Genomic DNA, 17,709 nt, shown 5'->3' on the forward strand with positions numbered 1-17,709 from the left:
AAGGCGACGGATAACGCAGGAATAACGGTCCTCCATAGTTTTTCCACCGAGTCGAGTTCCGCACATGTCAGAACGGGGGGTGCCGAATGGACTTCCAAGTCCTCGGCCCGGTGGAAGCCCGCAAGGGTGGCGTAAGAATCGCACTGTCCGGATCCAAGGTGCACACGGTCCTCGCGAGCCTGTTGCTCGCCCGGGGACGCGTCGTCTCCGACGATCGACTGAGCTCCATGCTGTGGGGGTGGGAGCCGCCCGCCACGGCGGGAGCGCAGATCTACACCTACATGTCGCGCCTGCGCAAACTGCTCGGCGCCGACGTCGAGATCGACCGGCGCCCGCCGGGCTACGTCCTGCGGGCGCCGCACAGCACGATCGACCTCCTGGAGTTCGAGCAGCTCGACCGGGAGGGACGCACGGCTCTCGGCCGCGGCCGCCATCGGGAGGCCAGCACCCTGCTGAGCCGGGCGCTCGGCCTGTGGCGCGGCGCCGCGCTCGGCAACGTGACGGAGTACTTGGCGGGTGCCGAACTGGCCCGCCTCGAAGAACTGCGTCTGCACGCCCTGGAGAGCCGCGTCGAAGCCGACCTGGAGCTCGGCCGGCATGAGCAGCTCACCGCCGAACTCACCGGCCTGGTGGCCGAGTTCCCGCTGCGCGAGAAGCTGCGCGCCCAGCTGATGACGGCCTTCTTCCGCTGCGGCCAGCAGGCCGACGCGCTGCACACGTACCACGAGGGCCGCAAGGTGCTGGACGAGCAGCTGGGCATCGAGCCCGGTGAGGCCCTCGGCGCCACCTATCAGGCCGTCCTCGTCGGCAGCCTCGGTGCCAGGAGCCGGAGCGTCACCCCGCTCCGGACGGCCGTGTCCGCCGCGTACGCCGACGGGGACAGCGGCGACCCCTACGGGCCGAGCCCGGCCACCCTTCCTCCGGACATCGAGGACTTCATCGGGCGTGAGGAGGAACTGGCCGCCCTGTGCGGGCAGTTGGCCGAGTCGCGCAAGGGCGGCGGACCGCGCGCCCTGTTGGTGACCGGCATGGCGGGCGTCGGCAAGACGGCGCTCGCGGTACGGGCCGCGCATCGCAGCGCCGGGCACTTCCCCGACGGCCAGCTCTTCGCCGAACTCGCCCACCCCGACGGCCGCCCCAAGCGGTTGGAGGAGGTCCTGACGGTCCTCCTGAACGCTCTCGGGGCACCGGTGGAGGGTACGGGGCGCGGCGCCGGGATCGACGAACTGATCCGCCGCTACCGGACCCGTACGGCGGGCAGGCGCCTGCTCGTGGTCCTCGACGGCGCCGTGGACAGCCGGGAGCTGGACCTGCTGCTGCCGGGGTCGGCCGCGGCCGCCGTCCTCATCACGGGGCGGGCGAGGCTGACCAGAGTGACCCAGGCGAGGACCACCGTCCTCACCCCCTTCGAGCGGGACACCTCGTACGAGCTGCTGGCGGCCGGTGTCGGCCGGCGAAGGCTGCTCGCCGAACCCGAGGCCACGAACGCGGTTCTCGCCTCCTGCGCGGGGCTGCCGCTCGCGGTGCGCATCGCGGGCAGCCGGCTGGCCGCCAGGTCGCACTGGCCGGTCTCCTGGCTGGCGTCGCGGCTCGCGGAGCCCGAGCATCGGCTGCGCGAACTCTCGTACGGAGGGCTGGAGTTACGTCGCTCACTCCTTCCCTCCTTGAGGCAGCTGCCCGGACAGGCCGGGCGCACGCTCGTCCGCCTCGCGGGGATCGGCACCGAGCCCTTCCCCGCCCAGCGGGCCGCCCGCCATCTGGCCGAGCCGGAGTCCGCGGCCGAGGAGAGTCTGGAACACCTGGTGGACGCCGCGCTGCTCGACATCTGCGGAGTCGACCGTCTGGGCCGGCCGCTGTACCGCTTCCACGAGCTGGTCCTGCTCTTCGCGGAGTCTCTTGCGAGTGCACATTGCGAACGGGAGTGGTCCGCCGCGGCGAGCTGATGACAGCGGCGCCCGCAGTTCGGGATACGGCCTGAATCGGGCCGACACTGGTCCGGCTCCGCCGATGCGGGGCCGGACCGGTCTGTCGACGGTGGCTGCTCAGTGCCAGTCCTCCTCGTCGAGGCCGACGACCGTCGAACTGGCCGGACCGGCGGCGGTCGTGGCGGCGCCGGCGAGGGGTCCCGCCGCGCCGAGCGCGCAGAGCGCGATGATCCAGACCGTGACTATCTGCCTCGCGGCCGTACTCCAGTTGTGCTGCATGGCGACTCTCCGTTCGTCGGCGGTGGCGGGTGCGCCGGGTGACGGTGCCCGGCACCGACGCCCTCGTTCGCAATCGAAACTACGGGCGCCGGGCTTCGGCCCCCTATCGATCCGCTTTCGTCCCACACCTCACCGACCCCCGCTACACCGAAAACCGCCACGCCCGCCCACCGGCTCAACACCACCCACCGACCCGCCGGCCTGCCGACCCGCCTGCCCACCCGCCCCTGGTCCGCCGGCCTCCTGGCCCACTGGCCCCTGGTCCGCCGACTCGCCGGCCCACCGGCCCCTGGTCCGCCGACCTGCCGACCCGCGTGCCCACCGGCCCCGGCCCGCCGACCTCCCGGCCCACTGGCCCTTGGCTTACCGGCCCCCGGGCCCCCGGGCAACAGGCCTCCCGGCCCACCGACCCCCCGACCCGCGCAGGGCCCCGCCCGGATCCCGGCCCCGGCGCACCCGACAGCCCCGCTCGTGCCGTTCCGGACGGACGAGGGGACGAGCCGGGTCCTGCTCCGGGGAGCGTGGCGGACGTCGGTCCGGGTCCCGCTTCGGGGCGTACCGCGACTCAGTGCCGGCGGGCCGGCGCCGTGGCCGCGGTGCGTGTCGCGCCTCCGCGTTGCTGGGAGTCGCCCGACGAGGCCCGCGTCGGCGGCTGCGACGAAGCGCTCTCCGGACGCAGCGCGTCCAGGGCACCGTCGACCCGTTCCAGCCAGGACTTCACATCGATCCGGGCGAAGCAGTCCCGGGCCTCCGTCAGATGGCGCAGGGCGCGGGCCCGGTGACCGCACTTGGCGCAGGCCTCGCCCAGGACCAGCTTGATCCTCCCCTCCACCAGCGGATTGCTGACCTGCTCCGCCGCGTCGAGGGCCTGCGTCAGCGTCATCCGGGCCTGCTCCCAGCGGCCCGCCCCGAGCCGGACCTCGCCGAGCGCGAGGAGCCCGTGCGCGAGCCCCAGCGTGTCGGAGTTGTCCTGCACGATCCGGACCATGCGCAGCAGGGCCTCCTCGGCCCGGACGAAGCGCCCCTGGGCGAGCAGCACCCGGCCCAGCCGGTGGGTGGCGAGCGCGAGACTGCGTGAGCCGCCCTCCCCGATGGCCTCGGCGACCCGGACGGACTCCCGGGCCAGCTCGGCCGCACGGTCGACGGAGCCGCGGTCGAGCTCGATCTGCGCCATGTTGTTGAGCACGTGGGCCTCCGAGGAGAGGTCGCCCACCGCACGGAACACCTCGAGAGCCTCTCTGCTGCGGCTCATCGCTCTCGTCAGCTCGCCGCGCATCTCGTCGATCATTGCCATGCTGCGCAGCACCAGCGCCCGGCCGTGCCGCTCCCCGGCCCGGGTGTGCAGGGCCAGCGCGGCGGCGAAGTTCTCGTCGGCCTCCGGGAAACGCCGCAGCCGCATCTCCAGGGCACCCAGGATGTGCAGCATCGCGCCCTGCCCCCGGACGTTCCCGGCGGCCCGCGTCGCGGCCAGGGCGTTCTCCGCGCAGGCGCGCCAGTCGTCGGTGTGGTCCCGGGTCTCGAAGAGCACCACCGTGGACATGGCGAGATCCCAGGCCAGTTCGTCCAGGCCCAGCTCCGCCGCCTGTTCCACCACGGCGGACAGGGTGAGGCGTTCCGCCTCCAGCCACTGCAGGGGCCGGTCGGCGAGATCGGCGGCCACGTCGGCGGGCAGCGGACGGCGGACGGCGGTGCCGTGGATGATGCTGAAGTCGCCGCCGTAGAAGCGCCGGTGGGCCTGGTCGGCCAGGGACAGCGCACCGCTGAAGACCCGCTCGCGCGCGGCCTGCCGCTGCGGCTCGGACTCCTCGTCGTGGGCACGCTCGTGGGCGTACAGCCTGAGCAGGTTCTGGAAGCGGTAACGCGGCCGGCCCGTCGGGTCGGTGCCGGCGACGTCCAGGAACTGCGCGTCGACCAGCTGCTCCAGGAGACGCTCCGCCGTCGCGGAGTCCGTGTCGAGGGCCGCGGCGCCGAGCCACGGAGCGAAGTCGGGGATCTCCAGCAGGCCGAGCAGCCGGTAGAGCCGGGCGGCCTCGTCGCTCAGGCAGCGATAGCTCAGCGCGAAACCCGCTCTGACCTGTGACTCGCCCTCGCTCAGCTCGTCCAGCCTGCGCCGCTCGTCACTGAGCAGCGCGACGAGCCGCGCCACGGTCCAGTGCGGTTTGGCGGCGAGCCGGGCTCCGGCGATCCGCAGGGCGAGCGGCAGCCGGTCGCAGAGCTCGGCGACCCGGGCGACGGACGCGGGGTCGTCCGCGACACGCCGTTCGCCGACGATCCGCCCGAGCAGCTCGACCGCCTCGGGTGCGGTCAGGCGGCCCAGCTGCACCCGGCAACGCGGTGGCCAGGCCACGAGCTCGGCGAGCTGCTCCCGGCTGGTGATCAGCACGCAGCAGCCGGGGCTGCTGGGCAGCAGCGGCACGATGTGCGGGTAGGAGTGCACATTGTCGAGGACCACGAGGACCCGCCGATCGGCCAGGATGCTGCGGTACAGCGCGGCCCGCTCCTCGAGGCCGACGGGTATGCGGTCGGCGGGCGCCCCGAGCGCGCGCAGGAACCGGCCGAGAATCTCACCGACCGGGGTCGGTTCGTGGTTCTCGTCGTAGCCGCGCAGATCGGCGAAGAGGTGGCCGTCGGGGAAGTGCTCGGCGACGCTGTGCGCCCAGTGCACGGCCAGGCAGGTCTTGCCCAGACCACCGACTCCGGTGATGAGACCGGCCGTCGGCCCCCGTACTTCCTCCGTGCGATCCAGCAGAGCGTCCAGCAGCGTCATTTCCTCCGTGCGACCGGTGAACCCCGCGACGTCCGGCGGTAGTTCGAACGGCTTGGCCGCCGGGTCGCGTGGCCGCTCGTGCTCCGGGGCGGCCTGCTCCCGGTCGCGCGCGGCGGGCACGAGGTCGTCGTGCAGGATCGCGTCGTGCAACTCGCGTAGAGCCGGGCCGGGTTCGAGCCCGAGTTCGCTGACGAACAGCCGCCGCCCTAATCGGAACGTCTCCAGCGCCTCGGCACGACGGCCGGAACGATACTGCGCGGTGATCAGGTGGTGCCGGGTGCGCTCCCGCATGGGGTGCGCGCGGACCGTGGCGGCCAGTTCCGGAATGACTCTCTGGTGATGGCCGAGTTCCAGCTCGACGGCGATCGCGTCGTCGTAGGTGTTGAGACGCAACTCCTCCAGCCGCCGCGCCTCGTCCTCCACCGCCGCTCCGGTCACCCCCGCGAGCGCCGGGCCGTGCCACAGACGCAGTGCGTCGGAGTAGTGCCGGGCGGCGTCGGCGAGCCGCTTCTCCTGGACGGCGTGTTCGGCCCGGGAGACGAGCGCCGAGAATTCGAGGTTGTCCAGCTGATGACCGCCGACGCGCAGCAGATATCCCGGATGCGCGGTGACGATGACTTCCCCGGTGATTCCAGCTTTCCTGATTGATTTGCGCAAGGCGGCGATGCAAATCGAAACCTGGGTGCGTGCCGTGGCGGGAGGTTGGTCTCCCCAGACCGCGTCGACCAGTTTGTCTACAGATACGGTCCTCTCCGGATTGAGCAACAAGAGTGCCAGAATGGTGCGATGGCGCGGCCCGCCCACCTTCACCTGTACATCGTGTGCGAGTACGCCCAGCGGACCGAGAATCTTGAAGCGCAACGGCTTCTCCACTTGCCCTCCCCTGCTCCGAAGTCCCTGCCGAAGCTCGTGGGTGCCCCGTGACGGGCCATGGTTGATCCATTCTATGCACCCGGAGATGTGGAATTGTTAATTCCAGAGGAAGGGCCGGATTTGGTTGTTTCTGAATACGCGTCAGTAGGGTTGATGTTGAGTAAAGGATTCTGTTTGCGGATCAATAACCTGGGCGAAAGTTATTTCCTGAACAAGTCTCAGCTTCCCCGGCGGAGTTCGGCGCTATCGGCTGCGCTTCTTAGCCGGCCCCTTCAGGGCCGGTGGCGCAAGGGGTGATCGGCCGGGATCTCGACGAGCACGATTTCGGTTCCGTCCGGGTCCGCGATCCACATCTCGATCAGCCCCCACGGCTCCCGCACCGGCCCGCGCACCACCTCGACACCGGCGGCCGTCAGCTCCTCGTGGGCCGCCGTCAGGTCCGCGACCTGGAGCCACAGCTTCAGCGCGGGGGAGGGCGGCGTCTCGGACCGGCCGGCGACCTCCAGGAAACCGCCGCCGAGGAAGTACACGGTTCCGCGCTCGGGCCCCGTACCGAACTCGCGGTAGATGTCCAGGCCGAGCTGCCCACCGTAGAAGGCGCGCGAGCGCTCCGGGTCGGTCGGGCGCAGAAGGGTCCGGCTGCTCAGTACATGCACCATGCAGCCGGAGCCTAGAGGAGGGTTACGCTCGGGCGTGCCCAGCCGCGCCACTGAATGGAGAACCGCTTCCATGGAAACCGCCGCCGCCACCGGACTGACCTTCCGCGACGCCACCGACAGCGATGTGGACGCCCTGGTCGCGCTGATCGACTCGGCGTACCGAGGGGACTCCAGCCGGATCGGCTGGACCACGGAGGCGGACATCCTTCAGGGCCAGCGGACCGATGCCGAGGCGGTGCTCGCCGTCGTGAAGGCGCCCGACAGCCGGCTGCTGATCGTGGAGCGGGACGGCGCGCTCGTCGCCTGCTGCCAGCTGGAGCACCGCGGCGACCACGCCTACTTCGGCATGTTCGCGGTCAGTCCCGCACTCCAGGGCGGCGGGCTCGGCAAGGTGATCATCACCGAGGCGGAGCGGACGGTCCGCGAGACGTGGGGCGTCACGGAGATGCACATGACCGTGATCTCCGTACGCGAGGACCTCATCGCCTGGTACGAGCGGCGCGGTTACCGCCGTACGGGACGGATGACGCCCTTCCCGTACGGCGACGAGCGCTTCGGCATCCCGCAGCGGGACGACCTGCGCTTCGAACTGCTTGTCAAGCCGCTCGCCCAGGTCTGATCCTGGCGAGCGCGGCGGAGGCGGTCCGGGGCGGTCGGGCGTCCTGCCCCCGGTGAGGCTCGCGATCACGAGTGAACCCGGCCGCCCCGGCCCGGCTGCCGACCGCCAACCTCCGACCGCACACGGCGGTCGAGCCGCTCGGGCTGTCCTGCCCGGGCGGCTCCTGTGGCGCCGCTGCCTGCCTCGTCCCCGTCAGGCCGTGAAGCGGCCGGTGCGCTTGATCTCGGGGTAGTCGGTCGTGGCGCCGTCCAGCTCCAGTGCGCGCACCAGCCGGAGCTGGTCCTGGGTGTTCACGACCCAGCCGATGATCCGAAGGTCGGCCTTGCGGGCCGCTTCGACGACCTCCAGGCTCAGCCTGCGGATGTTGAGACAGACGGTCGCGGCGCCGACCTCCACGGCGCGGTCCACGACATCGATGCCATAGCGGCTGGCGATCAGCGCGGTACGGACACCCGGCACCAGCCGGGCGATCTCGTCGACCGCCTCGTCGTGGAACGACGACACCTCGACCCGTCCGACCAGGTCGCGCCGCTGCATCACCTCGGCGAGGGCCCTGGCCGCCGCGACGTCCTTGATCTCGGCCTGCAACGGCGTCCTGACGGCTTCCAGCACCTCCTCGAAGACGGGGACGCGCTCACCGCGCCCCGCGTCCAGCGCGCGCAGCTCCGCGAGAGTCTTCTCGGCGATCGGCCCCGAGCCGTCGGTCGTACGGTCCACGTCGAAGTCGTGCATGACGACGAGGGCGCCGTCCTTGCTCAGGTGCAGATCGAGTTCGATCAGGTCGAGGCCCGCGTTCTGGGCGGCGACGAAGGAACGGAGGGTGTTCTCGGGCTCGACACCCATCACTCCGCGATGACCGATGGTGAGGAAGTTCAAGATTCGACTCGCTTCCGTCGACGGCGGCTCGGCTCGCGCGTGGTTCCGACGGGGGCGTCCACGCGGCAAGGCCGCAGCCTAATGGCCTGACTGTGCGATGTACCCGTTCCTACGCGGGTCAATGGGAGTGTCGGGCTCACTCGGGGCACGGGGGGTGTCGGACGGGGCGGAACGGGGGAGTCATGCCCCGCGCCGCCGGACGGGCCGTTCCGGCTCGTTCGACGAGTCCCTCCGCCCTCCCGGAAGCCGAGTCCCTCCGTCCGCCCCGGAAGAGGTGCCTTTGATGCCGACCGAACCCGCGCCCGACGTCCTCGCGCTCATCGACGCCATCAAGGCGTACTTCCCGGACATCGGCGGCACCGTGACCGAAGCGGCGGAGGCCCGCCGCATCCTCGCCGCCGCACCCGCGTGGCCCTTCGAGCCCCCGGTGGTCGGCTCGGTCGAGGACCGGGCGATACCCGGCCCCGAGGGAGCGCCGGACATCCCCGTACGCGTCTATCTGCCCTCTCCGGCGCCGCCGACCGGAACCGAACCCGTCGTCTCCCCCCGCCCCACCGTGGTCTTCTTCCACGGAGGCGGCTGGGTCATCGGCGGTCTGGACACGCACGACCCCGTCGCGCGCGCCCTGTGCCGGGACGCCGGTGCGGCCGTCGTGTCGGTCGGCTACCGGCTCGCCCCGGAGGCACGCTTTCCCGCGGCCGTCGACGACGCGTACGCCGCGCTGTGCTGGGCCGCCGAACACATCGGTGAACTGGGCGCGGATCAGGACGCGTTGGTCGTCGCCGGCGACAGTGCGGGCGGCAACCTCGCGGCCGTCGCCGCGCTCGTCGCCCGCGACCGGGGCGGCCCCGACCTCGCGCTCCAGGTGCTCCTCTACCCGGCGACGGACGCGCGGCCGGGAGCGGGCGCGCCTTCCACGGAGGGCCCCGCGGACGGCCCCGCGTACTTCCTCACGGCGACGCAGGGCCGATGGTTCGCCGAGCAGTACTTCGGTCCCGACGGCGACCGCGCGCACCCGTACGCCTCGCCCCTCCTGGCCGATCCGCACGGTCTGCCGCCCGCCCACGTCGTGACCGCGGGCTTCGATCCCCTCTGTGACGAGGGCCACGCGTACGCCGTCAGGCTGAGGGAAGCCGGAGTACGGGTCACGGAGATCCACTACCCAGGCATGTTCCACGGGTTCTTCGGCTTCCCCGAGCTTCTCGCCGACGCCCGCGCCGCCCACGAGGCCGTGGCGGATGTCATCGCCTCGACGGTGTCCGGCAGGAAAAAGAGCGGTGAAGGTGGGGGGTGCGCAGGATAATCTCCCGGGTTCCCACTTGCGGGAAGGATCCTCGCAAACATACGGTGTCCATACGCGAGGTTTTCCTGTGGAGGATGGGACATGACGGAAGTTCTTGAGCAGGTGGGTACGGAGGAGCGGGTTCCTCCCGTGGTCAGGGTGGTGGAGCACCCGGCATGGCCCGTGCTCAAGGCTGCCGTGGAGGAGATCCGGCCGTGGCAGTCCAAGGACGGCTCCATCGACTTCGACGGTGACGCCGCCCCCGACGCCTCCGACATCGACCTGGCCGTGCGCCGGGCGATAGACGCGATCGAGCAGCTCTCCCCGCTGGTACCCCACGACGTGGCCTACCACGAGGCGCTCGTGAAGGACCTGCGCGGCTGGGCCGACGGCGGCTTCAAGGTGCCCGACTTCCTGGACTCGCTGCTGGCCTTCCAGCCCGCCGCGAACCGTGAGGACGGCCTCCAGCACCTGGTCGTCTTCCCGATGTACACGCAGAACGGCAACCTGGACCGCAACTTCGAAGCGGTCGTGCTGCGCATGGTGTGGCCCGACTGGCTGGCCGAACTGGAGCGCACCCGCTACGACAATCCGCTGTTCTGCGGCATCACTTTCGAGGACTTCACCGCGGGTTACGACACCAATTCGGCCGTTCTCTTCCCGGAGACGATCGCGGTGCGCGAGGCGCCCGAGCGCTTCTCCTGGGGCGGCATCTTCTGCGACCGCGAGGCCGCCCGCTTCCGTGCCGTCACCGACGCCGCCGTGGACATCCTCGGTCTCGAGCTGCCCGAGGACATCGCCGCCATGGTCCACGACCAGGAGCGCTGCGAGAAGGCCTTCGTGCTCTGGGACATGGTCCACGACCGCACCCACAGCCACGGCGACCTGCCGTTCGACCCGTTCATGATCAAGCAGCGCCAGCCGTTCTGGATGTACGGCCTCGAGGAGCTGCGCTGCGACCTCACCGCCTTCAAGGAGGCCGTGAAGCTGGAGTCCGAGGGCAACGAGCACGGCCGCGACGTGCAGTACGCCGTTCTCTTCGACCGGATGTTCCGCTTCCCCGTCACCGGCGACCGCGTCCGCAACTACGACGGTCTCGGCGGCCAGCTCCTCTTCGCCTACCTGCACAAGCACGACGTCGTCCGCTGGACCGACAACAAGCTGCACATCGACTGGCAGCGCGCCCCGCAGGTCACCAACCAGCTGTGCTCCGAGATCGAGGACCTGTACCGCGCGGGCATCGACCGCCCCAAGCTCGTCCACTGGTTCAAGGCGTACGAGCTCGTCTCCACCTACCTGGCACCGCACCCGGGCTCCCGCTGGGCCAAGGGTCCGGACGCTCTCGACCTGTCCCAGCCGCCGCGCAAGCTCGTCGACGACGTGCTTCCGGACGAGTTTCCCCTGAGCATGTTCTATGAGGCGCTCTCCAAGAAGCTGAAGAACGTGATCGCCTCCACCAAGGGCATCACCGCGGCCGACTCCGAGCGGATCGCCGCGTGACCGACCGCGGTACCGAGAACATTGCTCAGGAGGCGAAGACCATGGGGAACGGGGCTCTCAGCGGTGCGGTGATCGCGGTGGCGGGCGCGGGTGGACCCGCCGGCCGGGCGGCACTGCTCAGGCTCGCCGAGGCGGGCGCGACCGTCATCGGCGCGGACAACGACGCGGAGCGGCTGGCGGAGGCCGTGGACGCGGCCCGCTACGCCCACGGCGGTTCCACCGTCGTCGGCGACACCGTCGACCTGCTGGACCTCCAGTCGACCCGCGACTGGGCCGCGCGCATCCAGAAGGACTTCGGCCAGGTGGACGGCCTCGTCCACCTCGTCGGCGGCTGGCGCGGCAGCGAGACCTTCACCAAGACGGTTCTCGACGACTGGGACCTGCTGGAACTGCTGCTGATCCGCACGGTGCAGCACACCACGCTCGCCTTCCACGAGGCGCTGCAGAGCAGCGAACGCGGCCGGTACGTCCTGATCAGCGCGGCCGGCGCGAGCAACCCCACCGCGGGGAACGCCGCGTACTCAGCGGCCAAGGCCGCCGCCGAGGCGTGGACGCTGGCCATGGCGGACTACTTCCGCAAGGCCGGGAACGCCGAGGGCGCGGAGGGCCCGACGTCCGCCGCTGCCATCCTGGTGGTGAAGGCGTTGGTGCACGACGCGATGCGCGCCGAGCGGCCGAACGCGAAGTTCGCGGGCTTCACGGACGTCAAGGAACTGGCCGAGTCCATCGTCGACGTCTGGGACCGGCCCGCCGGTGAAGTGAACGGAAAGCGTCTGTGGCTGACCGAGAAGCCGTGAATCCTCCGAAGACCGACGCCCGGCGTCATCACGACCCAGCCGTCCGCGGCTTCGCCAGCGACAACTACGCGGGGACCCACCCCGAGGTGCTCGCCGCCCTGGCCCTGGCCAACGGCGGGCACCAGGTCGCGTACGGCGAGGACGCCTACACGGAGAACCTCCAGGGGGTCATCCGAAGTCACTTCGGCGCCACCGCGGAGGCCTTCCCGGTCTTCAACGGCACCGGCGCGAACGTGGTCGCGCTCCAGGCGGTCACCGACCGCTGGGGCGCGGTGATCTGCGCGGAGAGCGCGCACATCAACGTCGACGAGGGCGGCGCTCCCGAGCGCATGGGCGGCCTCAAGCTGCTCACGGTGCCCACGCCCGACGGCAAGCTCACGCCCGACCTCATCGACCGGCAGGCATTCGGCTGGGACGACGAGCACCGTGCGATGCCGCAGGTCGTCTCGATCACCCAGAGCACCGAACTCGGCACGCTCTACACGCCCGGCGAGATCCGCGCGATCTGCGACCACGCCCACGCGCACGGCATGAAGGTGCATCTGGACGGGTCCCGGATATCCAACGCGGCCGCCTCCCTGGACGTCCCGATGCGGACGTTCACCAACGCGGTCGGCGTCGACATCCTGTCGCTGGGCGGCACCAAGAACGGCGCCCTGTTCGGTGAGGCGGTCGTCGTCCTGAACCAGGACGCCGTCAGCCACATGAAGCATCTGCGCAAGCTGTCGATGCAGCTCGCCTCCAAGATGCGCTTCGTCTCGGTGCAGTTGGAGGCGCTGCTCGCCAAGGATCTGTGGCTGCGCAACGCCCGGCACGCCAACGAGATGGCACAGCGTCTGGCCGAGGGTGTCCGCGCCGTGCACGGGGTGGAGATCCTCTATCCGGTCCAGGCCAACGCGGTCTTCGCCCGGCTGCCGCACGACGTGAGCGAGCGGCTGCAGAAGCGCTTCCGCTTCTACTTCTGGGATGAGGCCGCCGGCGACGTCCGCTGGATGTGCTCCTTCGACACGACCGAGGACGACGTCGACGGGTTCGTGGCCGCGCTCAAGGAGGAGATGGCCCAGCGGTAGGCGGGGCACTCCGAGCACGCGCGCACCACGCAGCGATGCATAGATATGCGGTCACCTGAAAAGTCATTGACTCTCGGGTGATCGCATTCCTATGCTCTACGGGTATGGAGCTGATCCAGGAAACCAGCGACCTGTCCGCGTACTTGGCCGCCGACGAGGTTGTCGACCATCATCATCCGCTGGTCCGCGAGACCGCCGCACGGCTCGCGGAGGGAGCCGTCGACTCGTATGCCTATGCGCGCTCGGCGTTCGAGTACGTGCGCGACGCCATCCCGCACTCGCACGACTCCGGTGATCTGCGGGTCACCTGGCGTGCCTCCGACGTGCTGGAGCGGCGTACCGGCATCTGTTACGCCAAGGCCCACGCGCTGGCAGCGCTCCTGCGGGCCGAGGACATCCCGACCGCGTTCTGCTACCAGAAGTTCGACGAGGTGCACGGACTCGTCGCCGTGCGCTTCCGCGGCGCCTGGCACCGGCAGGACCCCCGTGGCAACAAGCCCGGCGTGGACGCCCAGTTCTCCCTCGACGGCGAGCGGCTGGCCTTCGCGCCCGACCTCAAGTCCAATGAGTTGGACTACCCGGTGTTGTACGCTGAACCTCACCCGGCCGTGCTCAGCGTCCTGAAGGCCGCCCCCGACCGGCTGTCCCTGTGGCGGACGCTCCCCACCGCACTCTGAGGCGAGGCAGACGATGACTCTCACGCTCACCGTGTCCGACGAGGTGCGTGCCCTCGCACCCGGATTCACCCACGTCGCCGTCGAGGCGGACGGACTGGTCAACGGGCCCAGTACCGAGGGGACTTCGGCGCTGCTGGACGACGCGGCCCGGCGGCTGTCCGGACGGCTGGCCGGGCGGGCTCCGCACGAGGACCCGCACATGGCGGCCTGGCGGGAGCTCTACACGGCGTTCGGCTCCAAGCCGTCGCGCACCCGCAACTCCGCCGAGGCACTGGCCAAGCGGGCGCTCTCGGAGGCGGGTCTGCCGCGGATCAACGTCCTCGTGGACGTCTACAACGCGATCAGCGTGGCCCACCTGATCCCGGTCGGCGGCGAGGACACCGATCACATCCGGGGCGCGATGCGCCTGGTGCGCGCCACCGGCGACGAGGACTTCGTGACCGCCTCCGGCGGCGAAGAGGTCGTCGAACACCCCGACGCGGGCGAAGTGGTGTGGCGCGACGACACAGGCGTCACCTGCCGCCGCTGGAACTGGCGCCAGGGGCCGCGCACCCGGCTCACGGAGGAATCCACCGCGGCGGTCTTCCTGCTGGAGAGCCTGGCCCCCATGCCGGTCGCCGACGTCGAGGCCGCGGGCGCCGAACTCGCCGAGCTGCTCCAGAAGTTCAGCCCCGGGGCGCGGATCACCGTCCACGCCCCGGAATGACGACTCGGCGCGCTGGGCGCGCCGTTCGAGACGGGCTCAGCGCTTCTCGGCCGCACGCACCTCTTCGGGGGTCGGCGCGGTGCCACCCAGGTGGGCGGGCATCCACCAGGTGTCGTCCGGCCCCTTGGGGCGTACGGGATAGGCGCGCTGTGCCGCTTCGAGCAGCTCCTGGACCCGCTCGCGCAGCCGCCGTGTGATGGCCCCCGCGTACTGGTCCTGCGGGGCCTCCACCGGCTCGCCGACCCGGATGGTGATCGGGGTGTGGCTGCGCTTGAAGTTGCGCGGGTGGCCCTTGGTCCACAGCCGCTGGGTGCCCCACAGGGCCACGGGGATCAGCGGGACGCCGGCCTCCTGGGCCATGCGCGCGGCACCGGACTTGAAGCTCTTCAGCGTGAAGGACTGCGAGATGGTCGCTTCGGGGAAGACGCCGACGATCTCACCGGAACGCAGCGAGTCCAGCGCGTGCTGGTAGGCGGTCTCGCCCTGCTGACGGTCCACGGGGATGTGCTTCATGCCCCGCATCAACGGACCGGAGATCTTGTGACGGAAGACCGATTCCTTCGCCATGAAACGCACCAGGCGCTTCTGCGGAAGGGCCGCCAGGCCGTCGAAGATGAAGTCCAGATAACTGATGTGGTTACTGACCAGCACGGCGCCGCCCGAGCGCGGAATGTTCTCCGACCCCTGGCAGTCGATCTTGAGGTCCCACGCCTTGAAGAGCGTTTGGGCGAGGCCGACGACGGGACGGTAGACAAGCTCTGCCATGGACGGGGTGGACCCTTCTCTCTGCCTGGGAAGGGGTCTCCCGGCGGGAAAGTTACGCAGCCGTAGGTTTACGGCATTGCGCAGATCGTGCCCGAAGAACGGACGGGAGGCCAGCCCCGGTGCCCCGGAACGGCGAGATCCTTGTCACGTCGTCCCCTTGATCCACCTCGGAGTTTTAACCCGCCTTTACTCGACGCGTACCGTCACGCGACGCACGAACAGGTACATCTCACACCCGAGGCAGTACCCGAACGCCGCATTGAGAAACGCCGCCGCGAGCGCGCACCCGGTTGCCGCGGACCCCAGCCACTGCGGGCCCACGGTCCAGCCGATCAGCGCCACCACCGCGAAGGCGAGCCCGACCGCCTGCGCGAACCGCGGCGGCTGCGGCGGTTCGAACTCCGTCGGCGGCCCGAGCCGCGGCCGGACGGCCTTCCTGAAAATCCAGCCGTACGGCGAGCGCGCCACGCCGCCCGCCGCGCCCAGCGCGAACGCCAGCGTCTGCCACGCCAGCAGCCAGACGCTCCCGGTGATCAGCGTCACCGCCAGCACGACCGTCGTCACGGCCGCACCGAACCGCGGCCCTCTCGCATCGATGTCCATGAATCAAGCATTCCGTATGAAGGCCTCGGCGCGGACCCGGGAATCTTTGCGGTCTCATGAATGCTTGTGCATGTGATGAACGGACTTGTGGTGTGCGTGGTGGTGCTCGCGGCGGCGAGCGTCTACGGAATGCTGCACCGGTGGCGGAGCGGGAGGGTCAGAGTGCGCGGGCGCGACGGCGGAAAGCGGCTCGGCGCGGCGGAACTCGGGGAGGGACTGGGTGAACGGGCCACGCTCGTGCAGTTCTCCAGCGCCTTCTGCGCCCCCTGCCGGGCGACCCGGCGGGTGCTCGGCGAGGTGGCCGGCCTGGTCCCCGGCGTGTCCCACGTGGAGATCGACGCCGAGGACCACCTGGACCTCGTACGCGATCTCGGCATCCTCAAGACGCCCACCGTGCTCGTGCTCGACGCGGACGGGCGGATCGTGCGGCGGGCCACGGGACAGCCGCGCAAGGCCGATGTCATCGCCGCGCTCGGAGAGGCCGTGTGACCCGTGACGATCATGGTGAGGGATCTCCCATCTGCCAGTACGCCCTTGACTGCGCCCATCGCCTCTCGTCAGCCTGACCGTATGCCCCCGGAACTCCTTCTCCCCGAGCTCGTCCACGTGGACCCGGCCCGCACCACGAGTGCGCGCTGTCCGGGCTGTTGAGCAGCCAAGGACCACTCCCCGCACTCGGCTCCGCCCAGGCGGGGGGACGCCCACGTCGGCCCTCGCAGAAGGACACCTCCATGACGGCCACGCCCCGCCTCGGCACTCCTCGGCCCGCCTCCCCGGATCTGCTGCGATCGGTGTTCCGGCGGCACGCCGCCGGTGTCGCCGTGATCACCGCCTCCGACGCCCGCGGTCCCGTCGGTTTCACCGCCACCTCGCTCACCTCGGTCTCGGCCGAACCCCCGGTCGTCTCGTTCGGCATCGGCACCGGTGCCTCCAGCTGGCCCGCGATAGCCGAGGCCGACCATGTCGGCGTCCACGTGCTCGGCGAACACCAGCGGGAGCTGGCCGCCACCTTCGCCCGCAGCGGCGCCGACCGGTTCGGCTCACCCACCCGTTGGAGCAACGGGCCCGAGGGAGTTCCCGTGCTCGACGACGTCCTCGCCTGGCTGGTGTGCCGTGTCGTCGCGCGGGTACCGGCAGGAGATCACCGCATCGTCCTGGCGGAGGTCGTGCAGGGCGATCCGACGGGCGCGGGCAGTCCGCTCCTGTACCACCAGGGGCGTTTCAGCGGCCTGCGCGACTGAAGAGGCGGCCGGGCTACTCGCCGGTTCTACTCGCCGGTTACGCAGAGTTGCGAAGGTCACAGTCCAAAGCGCTTGCTTAGTGGGCGTCCAGTGGGTGTACTGACGAGTAATATTCCGGTCGGAGCGCGGGCCGCCCCGACCGGGAACGGCCGCTTCAGGCGCCTATGCTGCCTGAAAGAAGGCAGCCCAGAAATGACGATGCAGTAGGAGAGCCGGCGTGAGCTTGAGGATCGTTGTCACTGTGAAGTACGTGCCCGACGCCACTGGCGACCGGCACTTCGCCGATGACCTGACCGTCGACCGTGACGACGTGGACGGTCTGCTGTCCGAACTCGACGAGTACGCCGTCGAGCAGGCGCTGCAGATCGCCGATGACGCGGACGACGCAGAGATCACCGTGCTGACCGTCGGCCCCGAGGACGCCAAGGACGCCCTGCGCAAGGCGCTGTCCATGGGCGCCGACAAGGCCATCCACGTCGAGGACGACGACCTGCACGGCACCGACGCCATCGGCACCTCCCTGGTGCTGGCCAAGGCGATCGAGAAGGCCGGCTACGACCTGGTCATCTCCGGCATGGCGTCCACGGACGGCACCGCGGGCATCGTCCCGGCCCTGCTGGCCGAGCGTCTCGGTGTCCCGCAGGTCACGCTGCTCTCCGAGGTCTCCGTCGAGGACGGCGTGGTCAAGGGCCGTCGCGACGGCGACACCGCCTCCGAGCAGCTGGAGGCCTCCCTCCCCGCGGTCGTGTCGGTGACCGACCAGTCGGGTGAGGCGCGCTACCCGTCCTTCAAGGGCATCATGGCCGCCAAGAAGAAGCCGGTGGAGTCCTGGGACCTCGAGGACCTGGAGATCGAGGCGGACGAGGTCGGCCTCGAGGGTGCCTGGACCAAGGTCGACTCCGCCACCCAGCGTCCGGCGCGCACCGCAGGCACGATCGTCAAGGACGAGGGCGAGGGCGGCAAGCAGCTCGCTGAGTTCCTCGCGGGCCAGAAGTTCATCTAGTCGCCGAGGGTCCGGGGCTCGCCCCCGGACCGTTGCAGCGGCCAAGGTCCACCCCGCTTACCGCCCC

The 17,709-nt window shown here is 70.5% G+C and carries 17 protein-coding genes; 11 read left to right on the forward strand and 6 right to left on the reverse strand.

The features are described from left to right. Positions 1-86: 86 nt before the first annotated feature. A complete protein-coding gene (locus tag OOK38_RS28740; protein ID WP_266755810.1) occupies positions 87-1,943 on the forward strand; it encodes an AfsR/SARP family transcriptional regulator in 1,857 nt (618 codons plus the stop codon). 99 nt (positions 1,944-2,042) lie between these two features. Here OOK38_RS28740 and OOK38_RS28745 read toward each other — a convergent pair whose 3' ends face one another. The 3 genes from OOK38_RS28745 to OOK38_RS28755 all read right to left on the reverse strand — a co-directional run bounded on the left by OOK38_RS28745 (position 2,043) and on the right by OOK38_RS28755 (position 6,503). Then, on the reverse strand, positions 2,043-2,204 hold the full coding sequence (locus tag OOK38_RS28745; RefSeq protein ID WP_266755809.1) for a hypothetical protein: 162 nt from the start codon (positions 2,202-2,204) through the stop codon (positions 2,043-2,045). 565 nt (positions 2,205-2,769) lie between these two features. Further along, positions 2,770-5,781: a BTAD domain-containing putative transcriptional regulator gene (locus tag OOK38_RS28750; RefSeq protein ID WP_266849383.1), complete on the reverse strand. Its 3,012-nt coding sequence runs from the start codon at positions 5,779-5,781 to the stop codon at positions 2,770-2,772. A 335-nt stretch (positions 5,782-6,116) separates the two neighbouring features. Then, positions 6,117-6,503, reverse strand: coding sequence for a VOC family protein (locus OOK38_RS28755; RefSeq protein ID WP_266755808.1), 387 nt, complete (start codon positions 6,501-6,503; stop codon positions 6,117-6,119). 70 nt (positions 6,504-6,573) lie between these two features. On the opposite strand from OOK38_RS28755, the gene OOK38_RS28760 reads away from it, so the two are divergent. Continuing rightward, complete coding sequence (locus tag OOK38_RS28760; RefSeq protein WP_266755807.1) at positions 6,574-7,122, forward strand: GNAT family N-acetyltransferase; 549 nt, start codon at positions 6,574-6,576, stop codon at positions 7,120-7,122. 192 nt (positions 7,123-7,314) lie between these two features. Here OOK38_RS28760 and OOK38_RS28765 read toward each other — a convergent pair whose 3' ends face one another. Continuing rightward, entirely contained in the window at positions 7,315-7,998 is a 684-nt protein-coding gene (locus tag OOK38_RS28765) for a glycerophosphodiester phosphodiesterase family protein (protein ID WP_266755806.1), read from the reverse strand. A 283-nt stretch (positions 7,999-8,281) separates the two neighbouring features. On the opposite strand from OOK38_RS28765, the gene OOK38_RS28770 reads away from it, so the two are divergent. The 6 genes from OOK38_RS28770 to OOK38_RS28795 all read left to right on the forward strand — a co-directional run bounded on the left by OOK38_RS28770 (position 8,282) and on the right by OOK38_RS28795 (position 14,030). Then, entirely contained in the window at positions 8,282-9,301 is a 1,020-nt protein-coding gene (locus tag OOK38_RS28770) for an alpha/beta hydrolase fold domain-containing protein (RefSeq protein ID WP_266848916.1), read from the forward strand. Between the two features lie 81 nt (positions 9,302-9,382). After that, positions 9,383-10,780 (forward strand): DUF6421 family protein, encoded by a 1,398-nt coding sequence (locus OOK38_RS28775; protein ID WP_266755804.1) that lies wholly within the window; start codon positions 9,383-9,385, stop codon positions 10,778-10,780. A gap of 41 nt (positions 10,781-10,821) precedes the next feature. After that, complete coding sequence (locus OOK38_RS28780) at positions 10,822-11,577, forward strand: SDR family NAD(P)-dependent oxidoreductase (RefSeq protein WP_266765571.1); 756 nt, start codon at positions 10,822-10,824, stop codon at positions 11,575-11,577. Continuing rightward, positions 11,574-12,647, forward strand: coding sequence for a low specificity L-threonine aldolase (locus OOK38_RS28785; RefSeq protein WP_266755803.1), 1,074 nt, complete (start codon positions 11,574-11,576; stop codon positions 12,645-12,647). The genes OOK38_RS28780 and OOK38_RS28785 overlap by 4 nt, the downstream gene beginning before the upstream one ends. 104 nt (positions 12,648-12,751) lie before the next feature. Next, positions 12,752-13,324, forward strand: coding sequence for a transglutaminase domain-containing protein (locus OOK38_RS28790; RefSeq protein ID WP_266755802.1), 573 nt, complete (start codon positions 12,752-12,754; stop codon positions 13,322-13,324). 13 nt (positions 13,325-13,337) lie between these two features. Beyond that, positions 13,338-14,030 (forward strand): B3/4 domain-containing protein, encoded by a 693-nt coding sequence (locus tag OOK38_RS28795; RefSeq protein WP_266755801.1) that lies wholly within the window; start codon positions 13,338-13,340, stop codon positions 14,028-14,030. 36 nt (positions 14,031-14,066) lie between these two features. Here the strand turns inward: OOK38_RS28795 and OOK38_RS28800 are convergent, their stop codons facing one another. Together OOK38_RS28800 and OOK38_RS28805 are read right to left on the reverse strand one after the other, a co-directional pair. After that, complete coding sequence (locus OOK38_RS28800) at positions 14,067-14,795, reverse strand: 1-acyl-sn-glycerol-3-phosphate acyltransferase (protein WP_266755800.1); 729 nt, start codon at positions 14,793-14,795, stop codon at positions 14,067-14,069. A 186-nt stretch (positions 14,796-14,981) separates the two neighbouring features. Further along, positions 14,982-15,398 (reverse strand): DUF4395 domain-containing protein, encoded by a 417-nt coding sequence (locus OOK38_RS28805; RefSeq protein WP_266755799.1) that lies wholly within the window; start codon positions 15,396-15,398, stop codon positions 14,982-14,984. Positions 15,399-15,473: 75 nt separating this feature from the next. On the opposite strand from OOK38_RS28805, the gene OOK38_RS28810 reads away from it, so the two are divergent. The 3 genes from OOK38_RS28810 (at position 15,474) to OOK38_RS28820 (ending at position 17,642) form a co-directional block, all read left to right on the forward strand. Then, positions 15,474-15,887, forward strand: coding sequence for a thioredoxin family protein (locus OOK38_RS28810; RefSeq protein ID WP_266755798.1), 414 nt, complete (start codon positions 15,474-15,476; stop codon positions 15,885-15,887). Positions 15,888-16,129: 242 nt separating this feature from the next. Further along, entirely contained in the window at positions 16,130-16,639 is a 510-nt protein-coding gene (locus OOK38_RS28815; RefSeq protein WP_266755797.1) for a flavin reductase family protein, read from the forward strand. A gap of 217 nt (positions 16,640-16,856) precedes the next feature. Then, on the forward strand, positions 16,857-17,642 hold the full coding sequence (locus tag OOK38_RS28820) for an electron transfer flavoprotein subunit beta/FixA family protein (RefSeq protein ID WP_266755796.1): 786 nt from the start codon (positions 16,857-16,859) through the stop codon (positions 17,640-17,642). The last annotated feature ends 67 nt before the right edge of the window (positions 17,643-17,709 follow it).

This window comes from Streptomyces sp. NBC_00568 (assembly GCF_026341855.1).
Classification (GTDB): Bacteria; Actinomycetota; Actinomycetes; order Streptomycetales; family Streptomycetaceae; genus Streptomyces.